General features: G+C 71.8%; 19 protein-coding genes and 1 tRNA gene. 7 read left to right on the top strand and 13 right to left on the bottom strand.

The genetic code is table 11. The features are described 5' to 3' along the window. Positions 1-45: 45 nt before the first annotated feature. Positions 46-795, bottom strand: coding sequence for a YcnI family copper-binding membrane protein (locus TR48_RS13625; RefSeq protein ID WP_042366582.1), 750 nt, complete (start codon positions 793-795; stop codon positions 46-48). Between the two features lie 177 nt (positions 796-972). Continuing rightward, positions 973-1,737 carry a hypothetical protein gene (locus TR48_RS13620; RefSeq protein ID WP_042366581.1) on the bottom strand — a complete coding sequence of 255 codons (765 nt, stop codon included), beginning with the start codon at positions 1,735-1,737 and terminating at the stop codon, positions 973-975. 272 nt (positions 1,738-2,009) lie between these two features. Here TR48_RS13620 and TR48_RS13615 point away from each other — a divergent pair, with 272 nt between their 5' ends. Beyond that, entirely contained in the window at positions 2,010-2,546 is a 537-nt protein-coding gene (locus tag TR48_RS13615; protein ID WP_042366580.1) for an ATP-binding protein, read from the top strand. A gap of 99 nt (positions 2,547-2,645) precedes the next feature. Further along, on the top strand, positions 2,646-3,413 hold the full coding sequence (locus TR48_RS13610) for a MerR family transcriptional regulator (RefSeq protein WP_042366579.1): 768 nt from the start codon (positions 2,646-2,648) through the stop codon (positions 3,411-3,413). Positions 3,414-3,531: 118 nt separating this feature from the next. Here TR48_RS13610 and TR48_RS13605 read toward each other — a convergent pair whose 3' ends face one another. After that, on the bottom strand, positions 3,532-4,197 hold the full coding sequence (locus TR48_RS13605; protein WP_042366578.1) for a hypothetical protein: 666 nt from the start codon (positions 4,195-4,197) through the stop codon (positions 3,532-3,534). A 147-nt stretch (positions 4,198-4,344) separates the two neighbouring features. Here TR48_RS13605 and TR48_RS13600 point away from each other — a divergent pair, with 147 nt between their 5' ends. Beyond that, the gene (locus TR48_RS13600) at positions 4,345-5,346 is read left to right on the top strand and encodes a helix-turn-helix domain-containing protein (protein WP_042366577.1); all 1,002 of its coding nucleotides are present in this window, start codon (positions 4,345-4,347) and stop codon (positions 5,344-5,346) included. A 29-nt stretch (positions 5,347-5,375) separates the two neighbouring features. Here the strand turns inward: TR48_RS13600 and TR48_RS13595 are convergent, their stop codons facing one another. The 3 genes from TR48_RS13595 to TR48_RS13585 form a co-directional block, all read right to left on the bottom strand. Beyond that, positions 5,376-6,851 carry an aminopeptidase P family protein gene (locus tag TR48_RS13595; RefSeq protein ID WP_042366575.1) on the bottom strand — a complete coding sequence of 492 codons (1,476 nt, stop codon included), beginning with the start codon at positions 6,849-6,851 and terminating at the stop codon, positions 5,376-5,378. Positions 6,852-7,027: 176 nt separating this feature from the next. After that, positions 7,028-8,308, bottom strand: coding sequence for a PP2C family protein-serine/threonine phosphatase (locus TR48_RS13590; RefSeq protein WP_042366573.1), 1,281 nt, complete (start codon positions 8,306-8,308; stop codon positions 7,028-7,030). A gap of 241 nt (positions 8,309-8,549) precedes the next feature. Further along, positions 8,550-9,245: a hypothetical protein gene (locus TR48_RS13585; protein ID WP_152627951.1), complete on the bottom strand. Its 696-nt coding sequence runs from the start codon at positions 9,243-9,245 to the stop codon at positions 8,550-8,552. A gap of 355 nt (positions 9,246-9,600) precedes the next feature. Between TR48_RS13585 and TR48_RS13580 the strand changes: the two genes are divergently transcribed. Further along, positions 9,601-10,254: a bifunctional DNA primase/polymerase gene (locus TR48_RS13580; protein WP_042366570.1), complete on the top strand. Its 654-nt coding sequence runs from the start codon at positions 9,601-9,603 to the stop codon at positions 10,252-10,254. Between the two features lie 210 nt (positions 10,255-10,464). Here the strand turns inward: TR48_RS13580 and TR48_RS13575 are convergent, their stop codons facing one another. The 4 genes from TR48_RS13575 to TR48_RS13560 all read right to left on the bottom strand — a co-directional run bounded on the left by TR48_RS13575 (position 10,465) and on the right by TR48_RS13560 (position 14,769). After that, positions 10,465-11,439 carry a DUF5926 family protein gene (locus TR48_RS13575; protein ID WP_042366568.1) on the bottom strand — a complete coding sequence of 325 codons (975 nt, stop codon included), beginning with the start codon at positions 11,437-11,439 and terminating at the stop codon, positions 10,465-10,467. A 264-nt stretch (positions 11,440-11,703) separates the two neighbouring features. Continuing rightward, a complete protein-coding gene (locus tag TR48_RS13570) occupies positions 11,704-12,198 on the bottom strand; it encodes an ATP-binding protein (protein WP_052442651.1) in 495 nt (164 codons plus the stop codon). A gap of 263 nt (positions 12,199-12,461) precedes the next feature. After that, positions 12,462-13,238, bottom strand: coding sequence for a glycerophosphodiester phosphodiesterase (locus tag TR48_RS13565; protein WP_042366720.1), 777 nt, complete (start codon positions 13,236-13,238; stop codon positions 12,462-12,464). 151 nt (positions 13,239-13,389) lie between these two features. Then, positions 13,390-14,769 carry a purine-cytosine permease family protein gene (locus TR48_RS13560; protein WP_042366566.1) on the bottom strand — a complete coding sequence of 460 codons (1,380 nt, stop codon included), beginning with the start codon at positions 14,767-14,769 and terminating at the stop codon, positions 13,390-13,392. Positions 14,770-15,058: 289 nt separating this feature from the next. On the opposite strand from TR48_RS13560, the gene TR48_RS13555 reads away from it, so the two are divergent. The 3 genes from TR48_RS13555 to TR48_RS46490 all read left to right on the top strand — a co-directional run bounded on the left by TR48_RS13555 (position 15,059) and on the right by TR48_RS46490 (position 17,946). Further along, a complete protein-coding gene (locus TR48_RS13555) occupies positions 15,059-16,678 on the top strand; it encodes a S1C family serine protease (protein WP_042366565.1) in 1,620 nt (539 codons plus the stop codon). A 79-nt stretch (positions 16,679-16,757) separates the two neighbouring features. Beyond that, positions 16,758-16,844, top strand: a tRNA-Ser gene (locus tag TR48_RS13550). 508 nt (positions 16,845-17,352) lie between these two features. After that, a complete protein-coding gene (locus TR48_RS46490) occupies positions 17,353-17,946 on the top strand; it encodes a LysM peptidoglycan-binding domain-containing protein (RefSeq protein ID WP_052442650.1) in 594 nt (197 codons plus the stop codon). 12 nt (positions 17,947-17,958) lie between these two features. Here the strand turns inward: TR48_RS46490 and TR48_RS13540 are convergent, their stop codons facing one another. The 3 genes from TR48_RS13540 to TR48_RS13530 form a co-directional block, all read right to left on the bottom strand. Beyond that, on the bottom strand, positions 17,959-18,735 hold the full coding sequence (locus TR48_RS13540) for a hypothetical protein (protein WP_052442649.1): 777 nt from the start codon (positions 18,733-18,735) through the stop codon (positions 17,959-17,961). Continuing rightward, the gene (locus TR48_RS13535; protein WP_052442648.1) at positions 18,732-19,283 is read right to left on the bottom strand and encodes a potassium channel family protein; all 552 of its coding nucleotides are present in this window, start codon (positions 19,281-19,283) and stop codon (positions 18,732-18,734) included. Before TR48_RS13535 ends, TR48_RS13540 begins: the two co-directional genes overlap by 4 nt. Beyond that, positions 19,280-19,970, bottom strand: a 691-nt coding sequence (locus TR48_RS13530; protein WP_042366564.1) for a YhjD/YihY/BrkB family envelope integrity protein, incomplete at its 5' end; no start/stop codon positions are given. The genes TR48_RS13535 and TR48_RS13530, both read right to left, overlap by 4 nt.

The raw sequence follows: 19,970 nt of genomic DNA, 5'->3' as shown, positions 1-19,970 counted from the left end.
GCCGGGGGCCGGCGCGGACTTCGTGCCCGGCCCCCGGCCGCGGGGTCAGGAGGCGCTGCCGCGCCCGCCACGACGCCAGCCGAGGAAGCCGAGCACCACGCCAGCGACGCCCACGGCCACGCCGACGCCGCCGAGCACGCGGGCCGCGTCGTCGCTGTCGCCGGAGCTCGCGGCGGTGGTGGTCTGACCGCTGGCGGCCGTGGTCTTGACGTTCGTGCTGCCGGACGTCGAGCCGGACCCGGCCGCGGTCAGGTCGAGCGTGGGCGCGGGGTGCTGCGGCTCGGCGCCGCCCGAGGTGGCCGGGGTGTCGATCCAGCGGACCACGGTGCCGTCCGAGTAGGTCTGCAGCGTCTTGAACTCCAGCTGCTTGGCGTCCGTGGGCAGCTGGCCGAAGTCGACGGTGAAGTCCTGGTACTGGCCGGGAGCGATCTTGCCGCCGGTCCAGATGATCTCCGAGACGGCGTCGGTGACCGGGCCGTCGTCGGTCTGGATCGGCGTGGTGAGCTTGGTCGTCTTCACCTGGCTGGTCCATCCCGCGACGGGGCCGACCAGGGCGGAGGCGATCGGGTGGTCGGTGGGGAAGTGCACGTCGACCTCGACGGTCGAGGCGGTGTCCGACTCGTTCGGCACCCGGAAGGCGAAGACCTGGTCGGCGGCTCCGGCCGTGGCCTGGCCCGGCTGCACGGTCACGTGGGCGGAGGCCGGTCCGGCGATCAGCAGCACGGCGCCCGCGGCGAGGGTGGCCGGGACGGCGAGGCGGCGGACATGGGTGCGAAGTGCGGTGCGCGTACGCATGGTGTGGATCTCTCCTCAAGCCTGTGCGAAGCCTGGTCCGTGGTGTCGCCGCCTCGATAACAGATGACAGGTCGGAGGCGACGTCGACGCGCGGAGGGCGTGGAGGGGAACCCCGCGGGTGCGGAGCTCGGTGCAGTAAGGCGAGGGTCTGCCGTGCTCCGCGCGGCGGCGGGACGGTCAGACCAGGAGAGCGCGCGGCGGGCCGCGGCGGACCAACTGGTGACGCAGGTGCAGACTGCCGGGCAGCCGCCACGGCTCGTCCGCGTGGTGCGCGAAACGCGGCCCGGCCGCGTGCGCGGCTCCGGCGAGGACCGCCGTGAGCAGGCCGACCAACTGCCGGACGAGCGCGCGAAGCGGCTCGACGGCCAGTGCGAGCAGCCGGAACAGCGCGGCCTCGCCGCGCCGCAGCCACCAGCCGGCGACGAGGGCGGCCAGCAGGTGGCCGACCAGCATGGCCGGCGTCAGCCCGAGCAGCGTCCACGGCGTGGTCGCGGTGGACGCGGGGAGCGAGGCGGCGTAGAGGTGCGGGTCCAGACCGGCGTCGGCGACGATCTGCCACGCGGTCTTGCCCTGCGGCAGCGGTCCGCACAGGAGCGAGGCGGCGAGACGCGCGATCGGGTCCGAGCTGCTGCCGGCCATCGCGGGCATCCCCGCCATCGCGCCGCCGCCCTGGGCGGTCAGATGGAACAGGGTGTGCAGCCCGAGCTCGCCCACGGCGAGACCGCTCGCGATCGCGGGCAGCCCGCGCTCCCGACCGGCCAGCGCGGCGGCGGGCAGCGCCACCAGCACGAGCCCGACCAGCAACGTCGGCAGGGGAACAGGCCCACCGCCCGCCCACACATGTCCCAGCGCGGACACCAGGACGCAGACCGTCGCGAAGGGCAGCGCCCGCAACACGCGAAGGTCGAGGCTGTTCGCGCCGGAGGCGCCGGGGGTGGCCATGACGCCCGCCAGTCTCTCAGAGGCGCGTACGAAGCAGAGCCCCGGGTCGGGAACTGACAGGCGCCGCACCGCTTCGGGCACGCGGGCGCCTGGGCTCCGGCGCGGCGCCCGGGGTCAACGGCCTTCTTCTCCCGCGCTCTGCGCGCCCCCTGTGCGCCCGTGCACTCCCTCTTTCCGCCAAGAGGGCGACAGGATCCGAGCGAAGCGGTTCGTTCCCGGGCGGGTCGGCAATACCTACTGGTATGTGGTGCCGCAGCCAGGAGGAGCCTTTCGTGGACATCTGGTGGTCTCTGCACCTGCGGCGTGAGCCGGCGAGTGTCCCGTTGGCCCGACGGATCCTGCTGCAGACCATGGCGGCCGCCGGGGTCGACCCGGACGTCTCCTACGAGGTCGGCGTCGCACTCAGCGAGGCGTGCGCCAACGCGGTGGAGCACGCGGGGCCGGAGCAGGCCGGGTCCGGGGACGACGGTTTCCAGGTCACCGCCGCGATCATCGGGGACCGGCTGCGCATCGAGGTCGCCGACTCGGGGCCGGGCTTCGCCGTCCGCGTGCGCCGCAGCGGCCGCCGCCGGGTGCAGGCCACCGGCCCCAGGCCGGCCGGGACGGCCGCAGCCAACCGAACGGTGAAGGCCGCCGCGCCGGACCTGTGCGCCGAGAGCGGCCGCGGACTGTTCCTGATCCGGGCGCTCTCCGACAGCGTCCAGTTCCGCAATCACCCCCGGTCCGGCGCGAGCGTCTGCTTCGACCGGACCCTCACCTACCGCGACCACGGCGAGCGCCGTGGTCGTCCTTTTGCCCACGCCTCCTGACCCGCTCCCCCTGCCGCGCCTCCCGCTCGGGAACCCGGTTGACCCTCACGTCACGTGAGGCCGCAGGCTGGGTGACGAGAGGGAGAGGAGCGGGGCCCCATGAGTTACTCGGTCGGTCAGGTCGCGCGGTTCGCCAAGGTCACCGTGCGCACACTGCACCACTACGACGAGATCAAGCTGCTCTGCCCGAGCGCCCGCACGCCGTCCGGCTACCGCCGGTACGACGACGCGGACCTCGACCGGCTGCAGCAGATCCTCTTCTACCGCGAACTCGGCTTCTCCCTCGACGACATCGCGTCCATCCTGGACGACTCCGAGGTCAGCCCGGGCGAGCACCTGCGCCGCCAGCGCAGCCTGCTGCTCGGGCGGATCGAACGGCTCCAGGAGATGGTCGCGTCCGTGGAACACGCACTGGAGGCGAGGAAGATGGGGATCCAACTGACCCCGGAGGAGAAGTTCGAGGTCTTCGGCGAGGACTACGTCGACCACCAGGACGAGGCGGAGCAGCGCTGGGGCGACACCGACGCCTGGAAGGTGTCCCAGCAGCGCGCCGCCCGGTACTCCAAGGAGGACTGGGTCGAGATCAAGGCCGAGGGCGACGCGCTCAACCGGCGGATCGCCGAGGCGATCGCGGCCGGGGTCGCGCCCGGGAGCGAGCAGGCGATGCGGATCGCCGAGGACCACCGGCAGCACATCACCCAGCGGTTCTTCGACGTCTCGTACGGCATGCACCGCTGCATGGCCGAGATGTACGTCGGGGACCCGCGCTTCACGGAGACCTACGAGAAGGTCGCGCCGGGCGCGGCGGCCTGGTTCCGCGCCGCCGTCCTGGCCAACGCGGACCGCGGAGAGAGCGCCGACGGCTGATCCGGGACGACTGAGCGCTCGGGCCCGGCAGCGCCCGGGACGACGCAGCGTTGGGCCGCGGTCCATGAGGACCGCGGCCCAACGGGTCGATCGGCGGCATGGCCGCGTGGTTCAGCGTTCAGCCGAGGCGCGCGGCCATCGTCTTGAGGACGTTCAGCGAGCCCTTGGTCACGTCGACGTAGCGGTTTCCGCCCTCGATGTCGACGAAGGAGATCGTGTCGCCGCGCTGGACGAAGAACTCCTGCGCGTCGGACGGCAGGTCGGGGAGGGCTGCCGGGCGGCCCAGGTTGTTGCGGATCTCCACCCGGTAGGAGACGCCGGACTGCAGCCAGGCGGTGCGCTCGACGCCCGCGTGCACGGCCTTGCCCGTGTTCTCGTCGACGGCGCCGTGGTCGATGCGGCCCACGCAGGTCGCGTAGTCGGACTCGATCTTCCTGAGCGCGGCGGACGCCTTGGCGGAGCTGGAGAAGTGGAACAGGATCTGGCCGCCCTGCACGTCGTGCGCCTTGGCGCCGAACTGCTCCGCCGAGACGGAGCTGGTGTGCAGCTCGCGGATCGGGTCGCCTGAGCCGCAGGTGTAGAGCCACTGGAAGTCACCGGTCGTGGTGTAGCGCGTCTGCGGCTCCGCCTGCCAGTGGAAGTAGGTGTTCTGCGGCATCTGGCTGCCCGTCAGCCACGGCGAGGTCGCGGCGCTCGCCGAACCCGCGGCACCCGCGGCCAGACCGAGCGCGGCGGCGGTGACAGCGGCGAACGTGGCGACGCGTGACGAACGAAGAGCGCGCATGACAGGACCCCCCAGGGAGCGTGGTGTGGTGGCTTCCGCCGATCTCGTCGGGGCCCCGGCCGCCGACGGATCCATTACAGCGTGAGCCGCGTCTCTGATCCCTATGCGAACCGTCCGGGTTCTGTAACGCCCGGATAAGCTCCGGCCATGGCCGTTGACCTCGTCCTCCGTCGAGCCCCCGAGGCCGCGCACACCGTGGCCGTGCTGGCCTTCGACGGCATGGCCCCGTTCGAACTCGGGGTCGTGGTCGAGGTGTTCGGCCTGCCACGACCGGAGCTCGGCGGACTGCCCTGGTACGAGCTGAAGGTGTGCGCGGAGGAGCCCGCCCGGGACCTGCGCGCGGTCGGCGGGTTCACCCTGCGGGCCGCGCACGGCCTCGACGCCCTGGCCACCGCGGACACCGTGATCGTTCCGGGGGTGCCGGACGCGGGCGGCGCGGTCTCCCCCGCGCTCGTCGATGCGCTGCGCACCGCGCACGCGCGCGGCGCCCGGCTGGTCTCCATCTGCTCCGGAGCGTTCGCGCTGGCCGCCGCCGGCCTGCTGACCGGCCGACGGGCGACGACGCACTGGCGCCACGCCGAGCTGCTGGCCGCGCGGTACCCGGAGGTGGCGGTCGACCCGGACGTCCTCTACGTCGACGACGGCGACGTCCTCACCAGCGCGGGCAGCGCCGCCGGGATCGACCTGTGCCTCCATCTGGTCCGCGCGGACCACGGCGCGCGGGTCGCCAACGCGGTCGCGCGCCGCTTCGTCGTCCCGCCCCACCGCGACGGCGGCCAGGCCCAGTTCATCGAGGCCGCGGTCGGCCCCCTCCGGGCCGAGGACGACGGAGTGGCCCACAGCATGGCCTGGGCGCTGGAACGCCTCGCCCAGCCGCTGACGGTTCCGGAGCTCGCCCGTGCGGCACGCATGTCGCAGCGCTCCTACCTGCGTCACTTCGCCCGCAGGAACGGCACCAGCCCGATGCGCTGGGTGACGGCACAGCGGATCGCCGCCAGCCTGCCCCTGCTGGAGGGCGGCGTCGCCCCCATCGACGAGGTGGCCTGCGCCGTGGGCTTCGACAACGCGGCCACCTTCCGGCACCACTTCACCCGCACGATGCGGACCACGCCGACGGCCTACCGCAGCGCCTTCGGCAGGGCCGCGTAGCCGCCGCACCCGGTGGCGGGCCTTCGTCCTCAGGACGTGAGGCTCGCCATCCAGTTCTCGACCTCGTCGGCCGAGCGCGGGAGCGCAGCCGAGAGGTTCCGGTTGCCGTCGACGGTGACCAGGATGTCGTCCTCGATCCGGACGCCGATGCCGCGGTACTCCTCCGGCACGGTCAGGTCGTCGGCCTGGAAGTACAGGCCCGGCTCGACGGTGAGGACCATGCCCGGCTCCAGCACGCAGTCGACGTAGGACTCGACGCGCGCCTGGGCGCAGTCGTGGACGTCCAGGCCGAGCATGTGGCCGGTGCCGTGCAGGGTCCAGCGGCGCTGCAGGCCGAGTTCCAGCACCCGCTCCACCGGACCCTCGACCAGGCCCCACTCGACCAGCCGCTCGGCCAGCACCTGCTGCGAGGCCTCGTGGAAGTCGCGGTAGCGCGCACCCGGCTTCACAGCCGCGATGCCGGCCTCCTGGGCGTCGTAGACGGCCTGGTAGATCTTGCGCTGCAGCTCGTCGAAGGCGCCGTTGATCGGCAGGGTGCGGGTGACGTCGGCGGTGTAGAGCGTCGTCGTCTCCACGCCCGCGTCCAGCAGCAGCAGCTCGCCGGGGCGGACCTGGCCGTCGTTGCGGACCCAGTGCAGCGTGGTGGCGTGCGGACCGGCGGCGCAGATGGAGCCGTAGCCCACGTCGTTGCCTTCGACCCGGGCGCGCCGGAAGAAGGTGCCCTCGATCCACCGCTCCGAGGTGGCCACGGCCTGCGCCAGCTCGCGCACCACGTCGGTGAAGCCCTTGGTGGTCGCGTCGCACGCGTCCTGCAGCTGGGCGATCTCCCACTCGTCCTTGACCAGGCGCAGCTCACTGAGGAAGACCGTCAGCTCGCTGTCGCCGTGCTTGGTGGTGTGCGGGGCGAGCGCGGCCTCGATCTTCGCGTCGTGCCCGCGCACGACGCGGGTGACGGCCGGGTACTCCTCGGCGCGTTCCGCGAGCTCCTCGGCGGCGTTGCGCACGTCCTTGGCCGGCAGACCGAGCAGCGTCTCCGCCTCGGTGAGGCTGTGACGGCGGCCGACCCACAGCTCTCCCTGGCCGCTCAGCCAGAACTCGCCGTTCTCGCGGTCCGAGCGCGGCAGCAGGTAGAGGTACGCGTCGTGCCCGTCGCCGTGCGGCTCCATGACGAGGACGGCGTCCTCGGTCTGGTCGCCGGTCAGGTGCACGTACTCGGTGGCGGCGCGGAAGCTGTACTCGGTGTCGTTCGAGCGGGTCTTCAGGTTCCCGGCCGGGATCACCAGCCGCTCGCCGGGGAACCGCGCGGAGAGCGCGGCGCGCCGCTTGGCCGCGTAGGCGGACTGCTCGGCCGGGACGAGGTCCCGCAGCTCCGTGTCGGCCCAGCCGGCCTTCATGACGGCGGTCAGCTCGTCGGAGATGGCCGGGTAGAGGCCGTTCTTCCGCTGCTTGATCGCCTGCGGCGCGGCCTCTTCGGTCTCCTCGGGCGCGAGGTTCTCCTCGGTCACGCTCTGTCGCCTCCTCGTGGTACGGGGAACGCGCGCACCAATGTCAGGGGTGTCCTGGGCACGCGGTCCGTACAAGGGTACGGCGGAACGGCCGGTTCATAACAGTTGTTGGGTAACTTTTTCCGCCCCGGGTGGCCGCACCACCCCGGGCGGGCGTGTCCGCCCCTCGTGGGCCGCTACTCGAAGCGTGCGGCGAGCAGCACCAGGTCGTCCTCTCCCGGCTCCGGTTGTGACGTGCCGACGCAGGTCTCCAGCAGGTAGTCGCAGAAACGTTCCGGGTCCTGGCGGACGTCGCGCGGCGCCTCCGAGGCCGCGGCGCGCAGGCGGCCCTGGCCGGAGTGCAGGGACCTGCCGCAGCGGCGGGCCAGGCCGTCGGTGTAGAGCAGCAGCACGTCGCCGCGGTCGGCGCGAAGTTCGACGCCCGGCGCCTCCCAGCAGCTCAGCATGCCCAGCGGCGCGCTCAGCGAGGTCTCCACGAACGAGGCGCCGAACGAGGTGACCAGCAGCGGCGGGCACTGGCCGGCCCCGGCCAGGGACAGCCGCCGCGCGCCCGGCTCGATGTACGCGTAGAGCGCCGTCGCGGTGCGGGCGGCCTCCGTGCTCTTCAGCAGCAGCTCCAGATCGCCGAGGACGGCGACCGGGTCCTCGCCCTCCAGCACCGCGTACGCGCGCAGCGCAGCGCGCAGGCGGCCCATCGCGGCCGCGGAGTCGGGACCGCCGCCGGTCACGCTGCCGACGCTCAGCGCGAGGGCGCCCTCGGGCAGCGCGATCGCGTCGTACCAGTCGCAGCCGCCCGCTCCGTCGAGGCCCGCGGGGACGCAGCGCGTGGCGAGCGCCATTTGGGCCACGCGCGGGAGGGCGTTGGGCAGCAGGCCGCGCCGCAGCGCGTCGGCCGTCCGGCGCAGGTGGTCGCGGTCGACCTCCTTGCGCAGCAGGCGCGCGGCGGACGCGCAGTACAGGCCGATGAGGCGCTGCTCGCGCTCGCTCGGCTGGACGGGGGTGTCGTAGAACCAGACCACCGAGCCGAGGTCGTCCAGCGGCTGCGCGTACGACGCGGCGATGCCGAGCCCGCCGGCGACCTCCTGGAACCGGTCGCCGGTGGGCTCGCCGCCGCTCGGACGCAGGACCTGCGCGGCGGGGACGGTCTCCAGCGCGCCGAGCGCGGCGCGGTCCAGGCCGAGGCCCAGCGTGGTGAAGGGGTGCGCCAGCAGCAGCATGCCGCGGCGGGCGCCGACCAGAGCCGCGCCGTCGGCGAGGACACCGGCGAGCGCCGTGGCGAGGTCAGGGGCGGTGCTGAGGCGGTCGGTGAGGTCGTGGAGGGTGGTCAGATCAGCCAGGGGGTCGGCGGATCGCTCGCGCATGGCGCAGACCTGCTCCCCGCTGATCGTTTCAGCGGGGCTGGTGGGCGCGGGGAGGCCCAGGGCGGTGGGCGGCGTCGTGGTCTGGGGCTCAGCCATGGTCCGCACCTGCAAAAACTACGAAGAGTGATGCCGGATTCTTAGTGGATTGTCTGAATTGAATCACTATGCACCCCCATGTCATGCCATACGGCAATTAATGAGTCTCTTCTACACACACCGATCGGGTGATGTCCAGAACTGTCCGCTGCCAGGTGGTTGGTGTCTTTGCCCGAATATTTGGCCGAAAAACATCGGTGCGAATGATCGTTTATCAGAGCGAGTTCCGTCGGCCGGAACGCTACGCGCGTGGCTTGCCGCGGCGCTCGCGCAGGGCTTTTGCCACCTGTCGGCGGCCTTTCCAGCCGCGGCCCGGCAGCGGGCGCGGTGCTTCGAGTGCGATTGGTCGGACCACCCGACCGGCGCGCAGCAGATCCGACACGACGCCCGGCAGCTCGCCCGCGCCCGCTGCCGGTGGCCAGCTCAGTGACCACGCGGTGCTGCTGAGGCAGTACTCTCCGGTCAGCACGCCCGGCAGGGTGAGGCCCACCCGGCTGAGACCGCGCCGGGCCAGTCGCGCCGCCGCATCCCCGCGGTCGCTCTCGGTAGCGACCGCGACCGTCGCGTCCGCGGTCCCCGCGACCACGGGCGCCAGCAGCTCCAGGGCCTCCGGCATCCTCCGCTGCCGTCCCGGATCGACGAAGAGCAGCGGCAGGGGCGCGTATCCGGCAAGCTGGGAGGCGTCGGTCAGCAGCACCGCACCGCTGTCGGCGGCGACCCGCCGGGTGGAGTCGGTCGAGCCGGACTCCAGGACCAGCACCGCGCGCACCCCCGGCAGGGAGCGCGCCGTCAGCACCGTCAGCGCGATCCGGCCCGCGTCGTTGTGGGCCTGCACCACCACGACTGCCTCGGGCGCGGCCTCGACCGCTTCTTCGTTTTCGAACGCGGAAGTTGATGCGGAGTCAGCCTCGTGGGCCGATGCGGAATCGGGGGCCATCCCCGGATGGTACGGTTCCCGCCGCCTTCCGACACCCCCGCCTCGGGCTCACTAGCAGACCTGTTCGGACCCCGTGGGGGGAATACCCCGAACGGAGGAACCATTGCCGCTCACCGTGCGTCATACCGGACGATGCGTCAGTCTCGTCCCAGAACGTGCTCGCATGTGCCACCGATGGGTAGAGAACCGACAGGGGCGGCGTGGTCCGGGCCGCAGTTCTGGTCCGTAGCCGGACGTCAACGCCACCCCGCGCCCTTGGCCTGTCGGGCGGCACAAGCACGGCGGGCCTGGTGCGCTTCTCGTTGCGCGAGGTCACGTACCGATCCTTGACCGTCACGGAAAGGAACGAGTGCTCATGCGCGGGGTATCAACGCTCGTCAACAAGGTCAGTCGACTCCGCTCCCGGGCCCGACTGCTCGGTGCGGCCAGGATCGCCTCCCAGGGGTGGGGGTGGCCGGTGCTTCCCGGCGTCGGCCTCGACGCCGGGGGCGCGTGCCGCTGCCCTCGGCCCGACTGCCTGATCCCCGGGGTCCATCCGCACGACCCGAAGCTCCTCGCGGCGACCACGGACGCCCGGATGATCCGCTGGTGGTGGTCGCGCCGTCCGCAGGCGCCGGTCATCGTCGCCACGGGCACGGACGTCTGCGCGCTCAGCCTGCCGGCCGAGGCGGGCGCGAGAGTGCTGGACTACTTCGACGCCCTCCATGTCCCGACCGGGCCGGTGATCACCACGCCCACACGCTATGTGCTGCTCGTCGCGCCCTACTCGTTCGCGGAGCTCGCGGAGCTGCTGGAGGCCCAGGAGTGGGTGCCGACCAGTCTGCGCTACCACGGTCCCGGCGGCTACGTCGTGCTGCCGCCCTCGCGCACCGCGGCCGGTGCGCTGCGCTGGGTCCGCCGTCCGGAGTCCGCCCGGCGGACACCGTGGCTGCCCGCGGTCGGCGATCTGGTGGAGGCGTTGGTCGCGGCGAGCGTGGCCGCTCCCGACGGGGCGACGCTCGCGCCCTGAGAAGTCTCAGAGAAACCCGGGACGCAAAAGGCCCGGCCGCTGGCGACGGGGGATGCACCAGCGACCGGGCTGTTCAAACCGTAACAAATTCTGGCTCCCAAGCAAATTCCCTGAGGGCGTCAGTTTGTACGGAATTATCGACTCCTCGAGTCGAATGTGACGGAGATCACCGAGTTCGGACGTGTGCCGAACGCCGAAAGTGATACCAATTCAGCTCAGGGTCACCTGACGGCTGGTGAGGGAAGCGCGGGCCTTGCGCTGCTCCGGGGTGAGCGGCTCGGTCGCGGCCAGCGCGGTGGCGAGGCGCTCCGCGAACTGCGCGGCGGGCTTCTCCACGTCCGCCGCGGCCACCGACTGCGGCAGGTCCCACACCGGCACGACCAGGCCGTGCGCCCGGAAGGAACCGACCAGCTTGGTGCCCTCCCCGAGGGACGCCTCACCGGCGGCGGCGAGGCGCGCGAGCGCGTCCAGCAGGCGCTCCTCCTCGTGCGGCATCACCCAGCGCAGGTGGTTGCGGTCCGGCGCGGCGCACCAGTAGGCCTCCGGCACCGAGTCCAGCTTCGCGGTCGGGATGATCGCCGCGTTGGCCTGCTCCAGCGAGGCGGCGACCTCGCCGGTCGCGGCGGCCGGGTCCTCCAGCCAGAACTCGAAGCCGGTGTGCACCTCCGGCTCGAACGCGGCGTCCAGGTCCAGCAGTTCCTGCAGACGCGGCCCGCCCGGCGCGGGGCGGCGCGGCGGCACCGGGTTGCCCGGCTCGGTGGCCAGCGCCTGGAGCAGCGCGTCCGCGAGGTCCCGGCTCAGGTCGCCGGAGGAGGTCTGCGTCTGCAGACCCAGCAGCACGGCGCCGTCCTGACGGCGCATGGCCGGCCAGGCCATGGGCAGCACGGTGGCCAGCGTGACGGACGGGACCTCGCCCACGGCGGTGGCGAGGACCTCCGCCTTCACCGTCAGCGGCACGGTGGCCGCGGGCACCAGCTCGCGCAGGGCGACCCAGTCGCCCTCGCCCGGCAGTCCCTCGAACGGGCGCTGCACCAGCTCCGCGACGGCGTGTGCGGCCTCCCGCCCGTGGCACGCCTTGTAACGGCGCCCGGACCCGCACGGGCAGGCTTCCCGCGCGCCGACGACGGGCACCGGCCCGTCGGCAACGGCCGCGGCGGTCCGGAGGGGGGCCTTCTTCTTGGCCATGGTGCGTACTCCCGATGGAACGGAACGTGGAGGGGAACGAAGTTCCTTCAGGAGAGCCTAGAGCTTTTGCCCTGTCCTGGGGCGCGAGGCTGTGCCCGCGTGCGCGCGGCAGGTTCGCCGCCCCGGATGGTTGCACGATCCAGGGGCAGCGGACCTGCCGCGCGCACGCGGTGGCGAGCAGACGGTCCCCCACGCGCCCGTGCGCGGGGCCGTTCGCACAGCGGGGGGTCGCTCGCGCACTTCCCACGCCCCTGACGTGGCGCCTCAGCTCGCCGCGGCCGCCGGGGGCTCTTCGCGGCGGGCGTGGCGGGCGCGGACGCGGAGGACCGCCCAGACCGTGACCTCGCCCGGCGCGTTGTCGCGGACGCCCCAGTCGGAGGCCAGCTGGCAGACGATCCCCAGCCCCCGGCCGCCCTTGGACGTCAGCGAGGGGTTCCCGCGTCGCGGCCGCGTCGGGCCGCCGCCGTCCGTCACTTCCAGGGTCAGCAGGCCGTCGCTGTGCAACTCCCAACCGACCAGCACTTCTTCGCGCTCCTGCGCGACCAGCTGCTCCCGGTCGAGCGGTCTCGCATGCCGGCAGGCATTGCTGAGCAGCTCCGACAGGATCAGCACCGCGTCGTCTATCACGGGCTCAGGGACCAGGTGTTCACCGAGGTCCTCCCGCAGCCTCCGTCGCGCGGTACGCACACTCTCCGGACCATGAGGTACTGCCATGGTCGACGACGAAGTCGGCACATCATGCGCCACCACCACGGCCACCCCCGGACCTCCTCCTTCGTCTTGCGCCAGGGTGTGAATGCCCGGTGGGGGCAAGTCGAAAACGGAAAACAAGGCCAGCCTGTGCGCTTTCCGGGGGCTTGCGACGGGCACAGGGAGCGCATTTCACAGCGCGTCACCACCTTGTCACGCTGAGCATTCGAAAGGTGGTTTCGAAAATCGATCCAGCCAGGATCCAGGGGAATTTCCAGCCATTCCGGACCAATGGATCGGGCCACTGGCCGGAATGAACCCCACCACCCGCGTCACCGTCCGAGCTGGTCCAGAACCCGCCGCGGGTGGTTGGTGATGATGGCGTCGACGCCCAGGCGCAGGCACAGTTCGACGTCCTCCGGCTCGTCCACCGTCCACACGTGCACGCGGTGACCGGCGCGGTGGAGTGCGGCGACATAGCCGGGGTTGGCGCGGACGAGGTCGATGCCGGGGCCGGCGATCCGCGCGCCGTGGGGAAGGGCGCCGTCGCGCAGCCACGGCAGGACCCGCTCCATCAGGAAGACCGTCGGCAGCTCCGGCGCCATCTGCCGGACCCGCTTGAGGGACATCTGCGAGAAGCTCATCACGCGGACCGGCGACGGGCCGTCAGCGCGGCTCGGCACCAGGCCGAACCGGTGCAGCAGCTCCAGCAGGCGCTTCTCGACCAGGCCCGCGTAGCGGGTGGGGTGCTTCGTCTCGATGGCCAGCTCGACGCGGCGACCGGCGTCGGCGTGCAGTTCGAGCAGGCGCTCCAGCGTCAGCACCCGGGTGTGCTCGGGAGAGGTCCAGTCGGCCTCCTCCGGCGCGTCCGCGCCGTTCGCCTTCCAGCCGCCGAAGTCGAGCTCGGAGAGCTGGGCCAGCTCCAGGGTGGAGACCACGCCGCGCCCGTTCGAGGTGCGGTTGACGGTGCGGTCGTGGACGCAGACCAGGTGCCCGTCGGCGGTCAGCCGCACGTCGCACTCGAGGCCGTCCGCCCCCTGCTCCAGGGCCAGCTGGTACGCGGCCAGCGTGTGCTCGGCGTAGGTGCCGGAGGCGCCGCGGTGGGCGATGACCGTCGTCTGCGCGCGGTTCGGGACGACCGTGCGGGAGCTGGGCTGACGAGAACTGGGCTGGCTGTGCACGCCACCACCATAGGTGGCGTCCGTGTCGTGGAGGTGAACGAGCGCGGAGGTGAACGAGGTCCGAGGCGGGCGGGGCCGCTCAGGCGGCGGTCCGGTCCGCCCGCCTGCGCAGCGCCGGCGTCAGCGCGAGCGTGACGCCGCCCGCGATGAGGAAGGAGAAGAGCGAGGCCGAGGTCCACGAGGTCGGGTGGATGTGGGTGTACTTCTGCAGGTCGGCCCAGAGGTTCGTCCACCAGGCGTAGGGCAGCGCGGCCGGGTTGATCAGCTCGTAGAGCACGAAGCCGAGGGTCCAGGGCAGCAGCATCAGCCAGCGCGTGGGCGCCTGCTCGCTCATGTCCCAGCCGTCCTTGCCGCTGCCGAGGAAGAAGTCGACCGCCAGCACCGCCAGCAGCGGCACGAAGAACGCGCCGATCAGGCCGAGGAACGCGTAGTACGTGTTGGTGAAGCCGTCGATCGAGAGCGCGGCCGCCGTGACGATCGCGCCGATCCCCAGCGTCAGCCAGCGCCGGTCCACCTTCGGGAAGAGGTTGTGGATCGACATCGCCGTCGAGTAGACGTTCGCGAAGGACTGGTCCGCCTCGCGCAGCACCAGCACCAGGAAGAAGAGCCAGCCGGCCGTCAGCCCGGTGAAGGTGGAGAAGATCTTGTTCGGGTCGCCGCCCACCTGGGTCAGCGCGATCGCACCGACGACGTAGCACCAGACCTGCGCGACGGTGTAGCCGGTGAAGGTGCCCCAGAACGAGCCCTTGCCGCTGCGCGAGTGGCGCGTGTAGTCGGCCGCCAGCGGCACGAAGGAGATGGAGACCGCGATCACGTAGTCGGTGGCCTGCAGGAAGCCGTTCCAGTTGCCGCCGCCGGGGTTGTGCACGCCGTGGCGCGCCAGCTGGACGGTGAAGAAGAGCATCGAGGCGCCCACCGCGATCGCGACGTAGCGGCGCAGCGCGGCGATCGAGCCGAGCGGCCAGATCGTCATCGTCGTGGTGAGCAGCCCGGCCAGGACGACGTAGACCCAGCGCGGGATGCCCCCGTACAGGGCCTGGGCGCCCTGGGTGATGACGATCAGCTCGTACACGCCCCAGCCGATGCACTGCAGGATGTTCAGCACGGTCGGCACGTAGGAGAGGCGGGTGCCGAACAGGCCGCGCAGCACGGCCATCGCCGGCGCGCCGGTTCTGGCGCCGATCAGGGCGGCGAGCGCCAGCATCAGGGTGCCGACGACGGTGCCGACCACGATCGCGGTGATCGAGGCGGCCAGCGCGAGGTTCTTGCCCTCGGCGTTGACCATCACCGTGGCGGCGCTGGAGAAGCCGATCAGGCTGACGCCGAGGTTGGCCCAGAACGCGGCCTGGTCCCGGAAGCCCAGGGTGCGCGGGGGCGCGGTGTCGAGGACGAGTGGCGCCTCGGGGCGGGCGGCGGTGGACGCCGTGGTGGCGTCCCTGTCGTCAAGGGTCGCGGACATGGCCGTCTTCAGAGCTCCCTACGCCGGCATTACCCGGTCAGGTTCAGGCGGTCGGCGGCCCCGCCGCGTCTGCGGCCTGCTGCCCTCTCAGCCCGGAATGAGGTCCGAGCTCCCGCGCATATGATGCGTGTGTTCGACGGCATGGTAAGCCGTCCCGTCGGCTGGGCCAAGAGCAATCGCCGCAGCTCGGACGGAGAAGCGGGTGCCGTGCCCACGGCTGGGACTTACGATGCCCCGACAACGTGTGCGGAATGCTAGGGCCGTTGGTCCCTCAACTAGGAGGTCGTTCGTGAGCACCGAGCACGAGGGCGCGCCCGAGGGGACGCCGTCCCCTGCCCCCGCTGCGGTTCCGGCGGACAGCACGGATCGTCCGGTGGATCAGTCGCCCGCGAGCAGCCCGGTCGAGCCCCCGGCCGACCCCGATCTGGCCGGTTATCCGGCGCCCCGCGCCGCCGCCTTCGAGACGGTGAGCGACGGCGCGCCGACCGAGCGGCTGCCGGAGCCCCCCGTCCCGCCGTACCGGCCGGAGGCCGAGGCGCCGACCGCTCCGCTCCCGTCGACGGCTCATTCCGAGTCGCCTGCCGCTCCGGCCGAGGCGCCGACGCAGCCGACCGCGCAGCTGTACTCCGAGCCGCCCACTCAGCCGTACGGCGCTCCGCCGGTCCCGCCGGTTCCCCCCACCACGCCGCCCACCGCCACGGGCGGCGCTTTCGGCGGTCAGCCGCCCTACGGCGGCAGCGCCCCCTACGGCATCTACGGCGCGGGCGTCCCGGTGGAGAAGCCCAGGCGCAGCCGTCGTGGCACGTTCATCGCCGTGCTCGCCGCGACCGCGATCCTCGCGGGCGGCCTCGGCGGCGGCCTCGGCGCGTGGCTGGAGAGCCGCAACTCCGGCGGCGCCGACGCCAGCACCACGGTCTCCAGCTCCACCGACCCGAAGGCGCTCAGCCGTCCGGCGGGCTCCATTGCCGCGATAGCGCAGAAGGCGCTGCCGAGCGTCGTCACCATCGAGGCGACCGGCTCCTCCGAGTCCGGCACCGGCACCGGCTTCGTCTTCGACACCCAGGGCCACATCCTCACCAACAACCACGTCGTCGCGCCCTCGCTGGGCGGCGGCAAGCTGACGGTGAAGTTCGCCGACGGGTCCAGCTACGGCGCGTCCGTCGTGGGCCGGGCCCAGGGCTACGACGTCGCAGTGATCAAGCTGGACTCCACCCCGAAGGAGCAGCTGGTCCCCCTCCCCCTCGGTGACTCCGACGCCGTCCAGGTCGGTGACACCACGATCGCCATCGGTGCGCCCTTCGGTCTGTCCGGCACGGTCACCTCGGGCATCATCAGCGCCAAGAACCGCCCTGTCGCCTCCGGCGACGAGACGGGCGCGCAGACGTCCTACATGAACGCCCTGCAGACCGACGCCTCGATCAACCCGGGCAACTCCGGCGGTCCGCTGATGAACGGCCAGGGCCAGGTCATCGGCATCGACTCGGCGATCCAGTCCACCGGCCAGACCTCGGGCGGCGGCCAGTCCGGCAGCATCGGCCTCGGCTTCGCCATCCCGATCAACCAGGCCAGGTGGGTCGCCCAGCAGCTGATCAAGACGGGTACCCCGGTCTACCCGATCATCGGCATCCTGCGCGACGACTCCTACACCGGCGACGGCGCCCGCATCAACAGCACCTCCGTCCAGGGCACCCCGCCGGTCACCCCGGGCGGCCCCGCCTACAAGGCCGGCCTGAAGCCGGGAGACATCATCACCTCCCTCGACGGCGTCATCATCGACTCCGGCCCCACCCTCGTCAGCGAGATCTGGGCCCACCACCCGGGCGACAAGGTCAATGTCACCTTCATCCGCAACGGCCAGACCCACACCACGACCCTGACCCTCGGCTCCCGAACCGGTGACAACCAGTAATCGTCGCCACACGCGGGCCAACTCATGAGAAGATCCCTGGCGTGGACCGTGATCGCATACGATCACCACGTCCACACCAGGAGTCTTGCCCGAGCGGCCTAAGGGAACGGTCTTGAAAACCGTCGTGGCAGCGATGTCACCGTGGGTTCAAATCCCACAGACTCCGCACGAGAACGGCCCCCGACCAGCAAAACCGGTCGGGGGCCGCTTCGTCATGGGCATCCCGCGACCTACCCCGAGCGCCCGCACGTCACCGTCCGTGAGGACACGGCCGGGGGCACGACACTAGAAGTCGGACCGGACTCCCGGACGAGCTGTGCAGGATCGCCCGGCGGGAGCCTGCCGCGATCCGGGCGCGGCGCGGCTGAGCGCCACGACTCCAGCACCGCACCGCCGGCCAGCGCCACAGCGGCCGTTCCGAGCGCGACGGCCTTCTTCACTCGTGCAGCGAACATGCACCGGGACGGAACCATGAAGACCCCTCAAAAGCACCGAGATAGTCATGAAAGACGTTCGGTGCCGCGGCAAACCCGAGTGCGGCGACCGGGTGACGTGGCGCGTCCGGACGGGGGACGCGCGGTCGTGTCGTCCGACGATCTGCGTGAGCGGAGTGCATCGCTGAGAGAGCGGCACTTCGGTGCCCGTGCCCCTGTTGTCTAAGGTCTGGAGTGCCCGTGCTGCCGTCTGCTTCTCTGCCGCGCAAGGCCCTGGAACTGTTCCTGCTCGTCCTCTGCTCGCTGGCCGTGCTCATCTCGTTCGTGCCGCAGGCCCACGCCGAAAACGCGCGAGCGGTCGCCGTGCACGAGAGCAGGAGCGGAGTGGACTGGGACAAGATCGCGCGTTGCGAGAGCGGCGGTGACTGGGCGATCAACACCGGCAACGGGTACTACGGCGGGTTGCAGTTCAACCAGGCGACCTGGCGGGCCTACGGGGGCCTCGCGTACGCGCCCCGCGCGGACCTCGCCGACAAGAACCAGCAGATCGCGATCGCCAGCCATCTCGCCGGCCGCCGTGGCCTGCAGCCCTGGCCCGTCTGCGGCAGCCGCGGCGCCTGCGCGTGCCGACCGCACGACGCGGTGCAGGGACGAGGCCAGAGCCCCGAACCCGGTGGAGGTTGGACGGTCCGGCCCGGTGAGACCCTCGGGAGCATCGCGGCCGCGAACCACGTCGTCGGCGGCTGGCCTGCACTCTTCGAGCTCAACCGGCAGACCATCGGCGGCGATCCCGACCGGATCAGGCCCGGTGAGGTCCTGCGCCTGCACGCGTGACGAGCCGCAGGGCTACTGCTCGGTGACCGTCTCCTCGGTTCGCTCGGGCAGCAGCAGGACGGAGCCGACGAAGAAGCACACGGCGCCGATCAGGGTCTGCGTGTTCGCCCGGCCCACGTCATGGACCTGGCCCGTGACGGGATTGATGTAGCCGGCCACCGCGGAGACGCCGAAGGCGACGGATCCGACCAGGTTGGCCAGCGTGATCCACCAGGACCAGACCCGGGGACGCCAGGCGAGCCAGCCGTGGCACACCTCGTACCAGGCCAGCGCGCTGGCCACGAGGAAGCAGACCGAGCCGATCGCGTCCGGCCGCCACACGTGTCGGTGCGCAGTCGTCGCGGACAGGTCCTCGGCCATGGCGAGCCCGGTGCTGATGTTGAAGTAGACGGTGCCGACCAGCTGCACTCCGGTGGCCCACCAGTCGATCCTGCGTGGCTGGAGGACGAAGAACCGGCGGTGGTGCGGGTTCTGCACGGCGGAGGAGGCGTCGACCACCTCTCGGTAGCAGAGGAACGAGGCGGAGGTGAAGAACAGCGAGCCGACGAAATAGGTGACGGTGTCGCCGCGCGTGCCCACGGCGTCGGCGTACCCGGGAACGGACCCGATCGCGAAGAGCAGGGATCCGATCGCGAACAGGACGGCGATCCACCAGCCGCGTGCCGCGGGCGCCCACCACGTGGACCCGGCGGCCGGACGCTGGTGCTTGCGGTGCCGGCGCGTTCCACGGCGGACGACGTTGCCGTCCGGCCCGACGTGGTAGACGAAGGTCGCCTTCCGGAAGGTCACTTCGGTCCCTTCCACTGCTGGCTGTGCCGCACCGCGCCCAGGGTCACCCTGACCGCGACCCCGAGGACGACGAGATCCGCGAGCATCTGCGCGGTGACCACCAGGCGGGCCAGCTCCGACTTGGCGGTGATGTCGCCGAAACCGACGGTGGCGAACACGGTGACGGTGAAGTACAGGCTGTCGGTGTGGTTCAGGTGCCCGCCGAAATTGCGCGCGGACAACGCGGCCAGGACGACGTAGGTGGAGGCGAAGAGCAGCAGGAAGAAGGGGATGCTGGTGGCCAGGGCCTCCACCGCCCGCACCGCCGGGAACGACGACCGGACGATCCGGCCGACCTGGAACACGACCAGGCCCACGAACCCGGCCAGCCCGAGCAGCAGGATCGTGATGGTGACCGGCAACGAGGAGTGGTCCAGGGGCATCACGTAGTACAGCGCCACCAGCACCGCGATCGACCCCGCCGACCGCACCGCCATCCAGGTGATCCGGCGGCGCGTGAGACGGGTCGGGGCGGGCGGGTGGTGCTCCGCCTTGGTGCTGCCGCTCACGGGCTCCGCCTCAGCTTCTTCAGGGCGCCGCGGAACGAGAGGCCGTGGTCGGACCAGACCAGACCCAGCGCGGCGCCCAGGATGAGCACCACGCCGATGGCGATGAACAGCGACATGAAGGCGAACACGGCCCCGATGGGCCCGTACTTCCTGTCGTAGCTGACGATCATCCCGGAGAGGACGGCCGAGAAGACGGCCGTCATGCCCGTCCAGCAGGCGCCGGTGGCGACGGCGCAGGGCAGCAGCCTACGCCAGGGGATCCGCGCGGCCAGCAGGAACCACATCGAGAACCAGAAGAAGCAACTGGAGGAGACCAGGATGAACAGCCAGTACAGCGCCGGTGCGCTGTGGCGCAGCCCCGGGCTCACCCCGGAGACGGCGAACATCAGGCCCACGACCAGGCCGATCCAGACCAGCGCGCGGACGACGTCGAGCCCCCTGCGGGGCGGGAGGTCGAAGACTCGCTGGTAGAGCTGCTGGATCGCGGTGGCCCCGGCCAGTCCGCCCAGTACGAAGAAGACCCAGGACATCCCCGTCACCGCGGAGGACGTGGTGCTCGAGGCGCCGACCAGGCGGCCGACGTCGGTTGCGGCCGCCTGGCTGAGGCCGAAGCGCCGGGTCAGGTCCGCTGCCGCGGACCCGCCGGCGAGCGCGGTCACGATGAGGAAGAACGGGACGACGCACAGC

This window comes from Streptacidiphilus neutrinimicus (genome assembly GCF_000787815.1).
Lineage (GTDB): Bacteria > Actinomycetota > Actinomycetes > Streptomycetales > Streptomycetaceae > Streptacidiphilus > Streptacidiphilus neutrinimicus.
The sequence above is the reverse complement of the archived record's forward strand: the minus strand, read 5'-3'. Positions and strand labels throughout refer to the sequence as shown.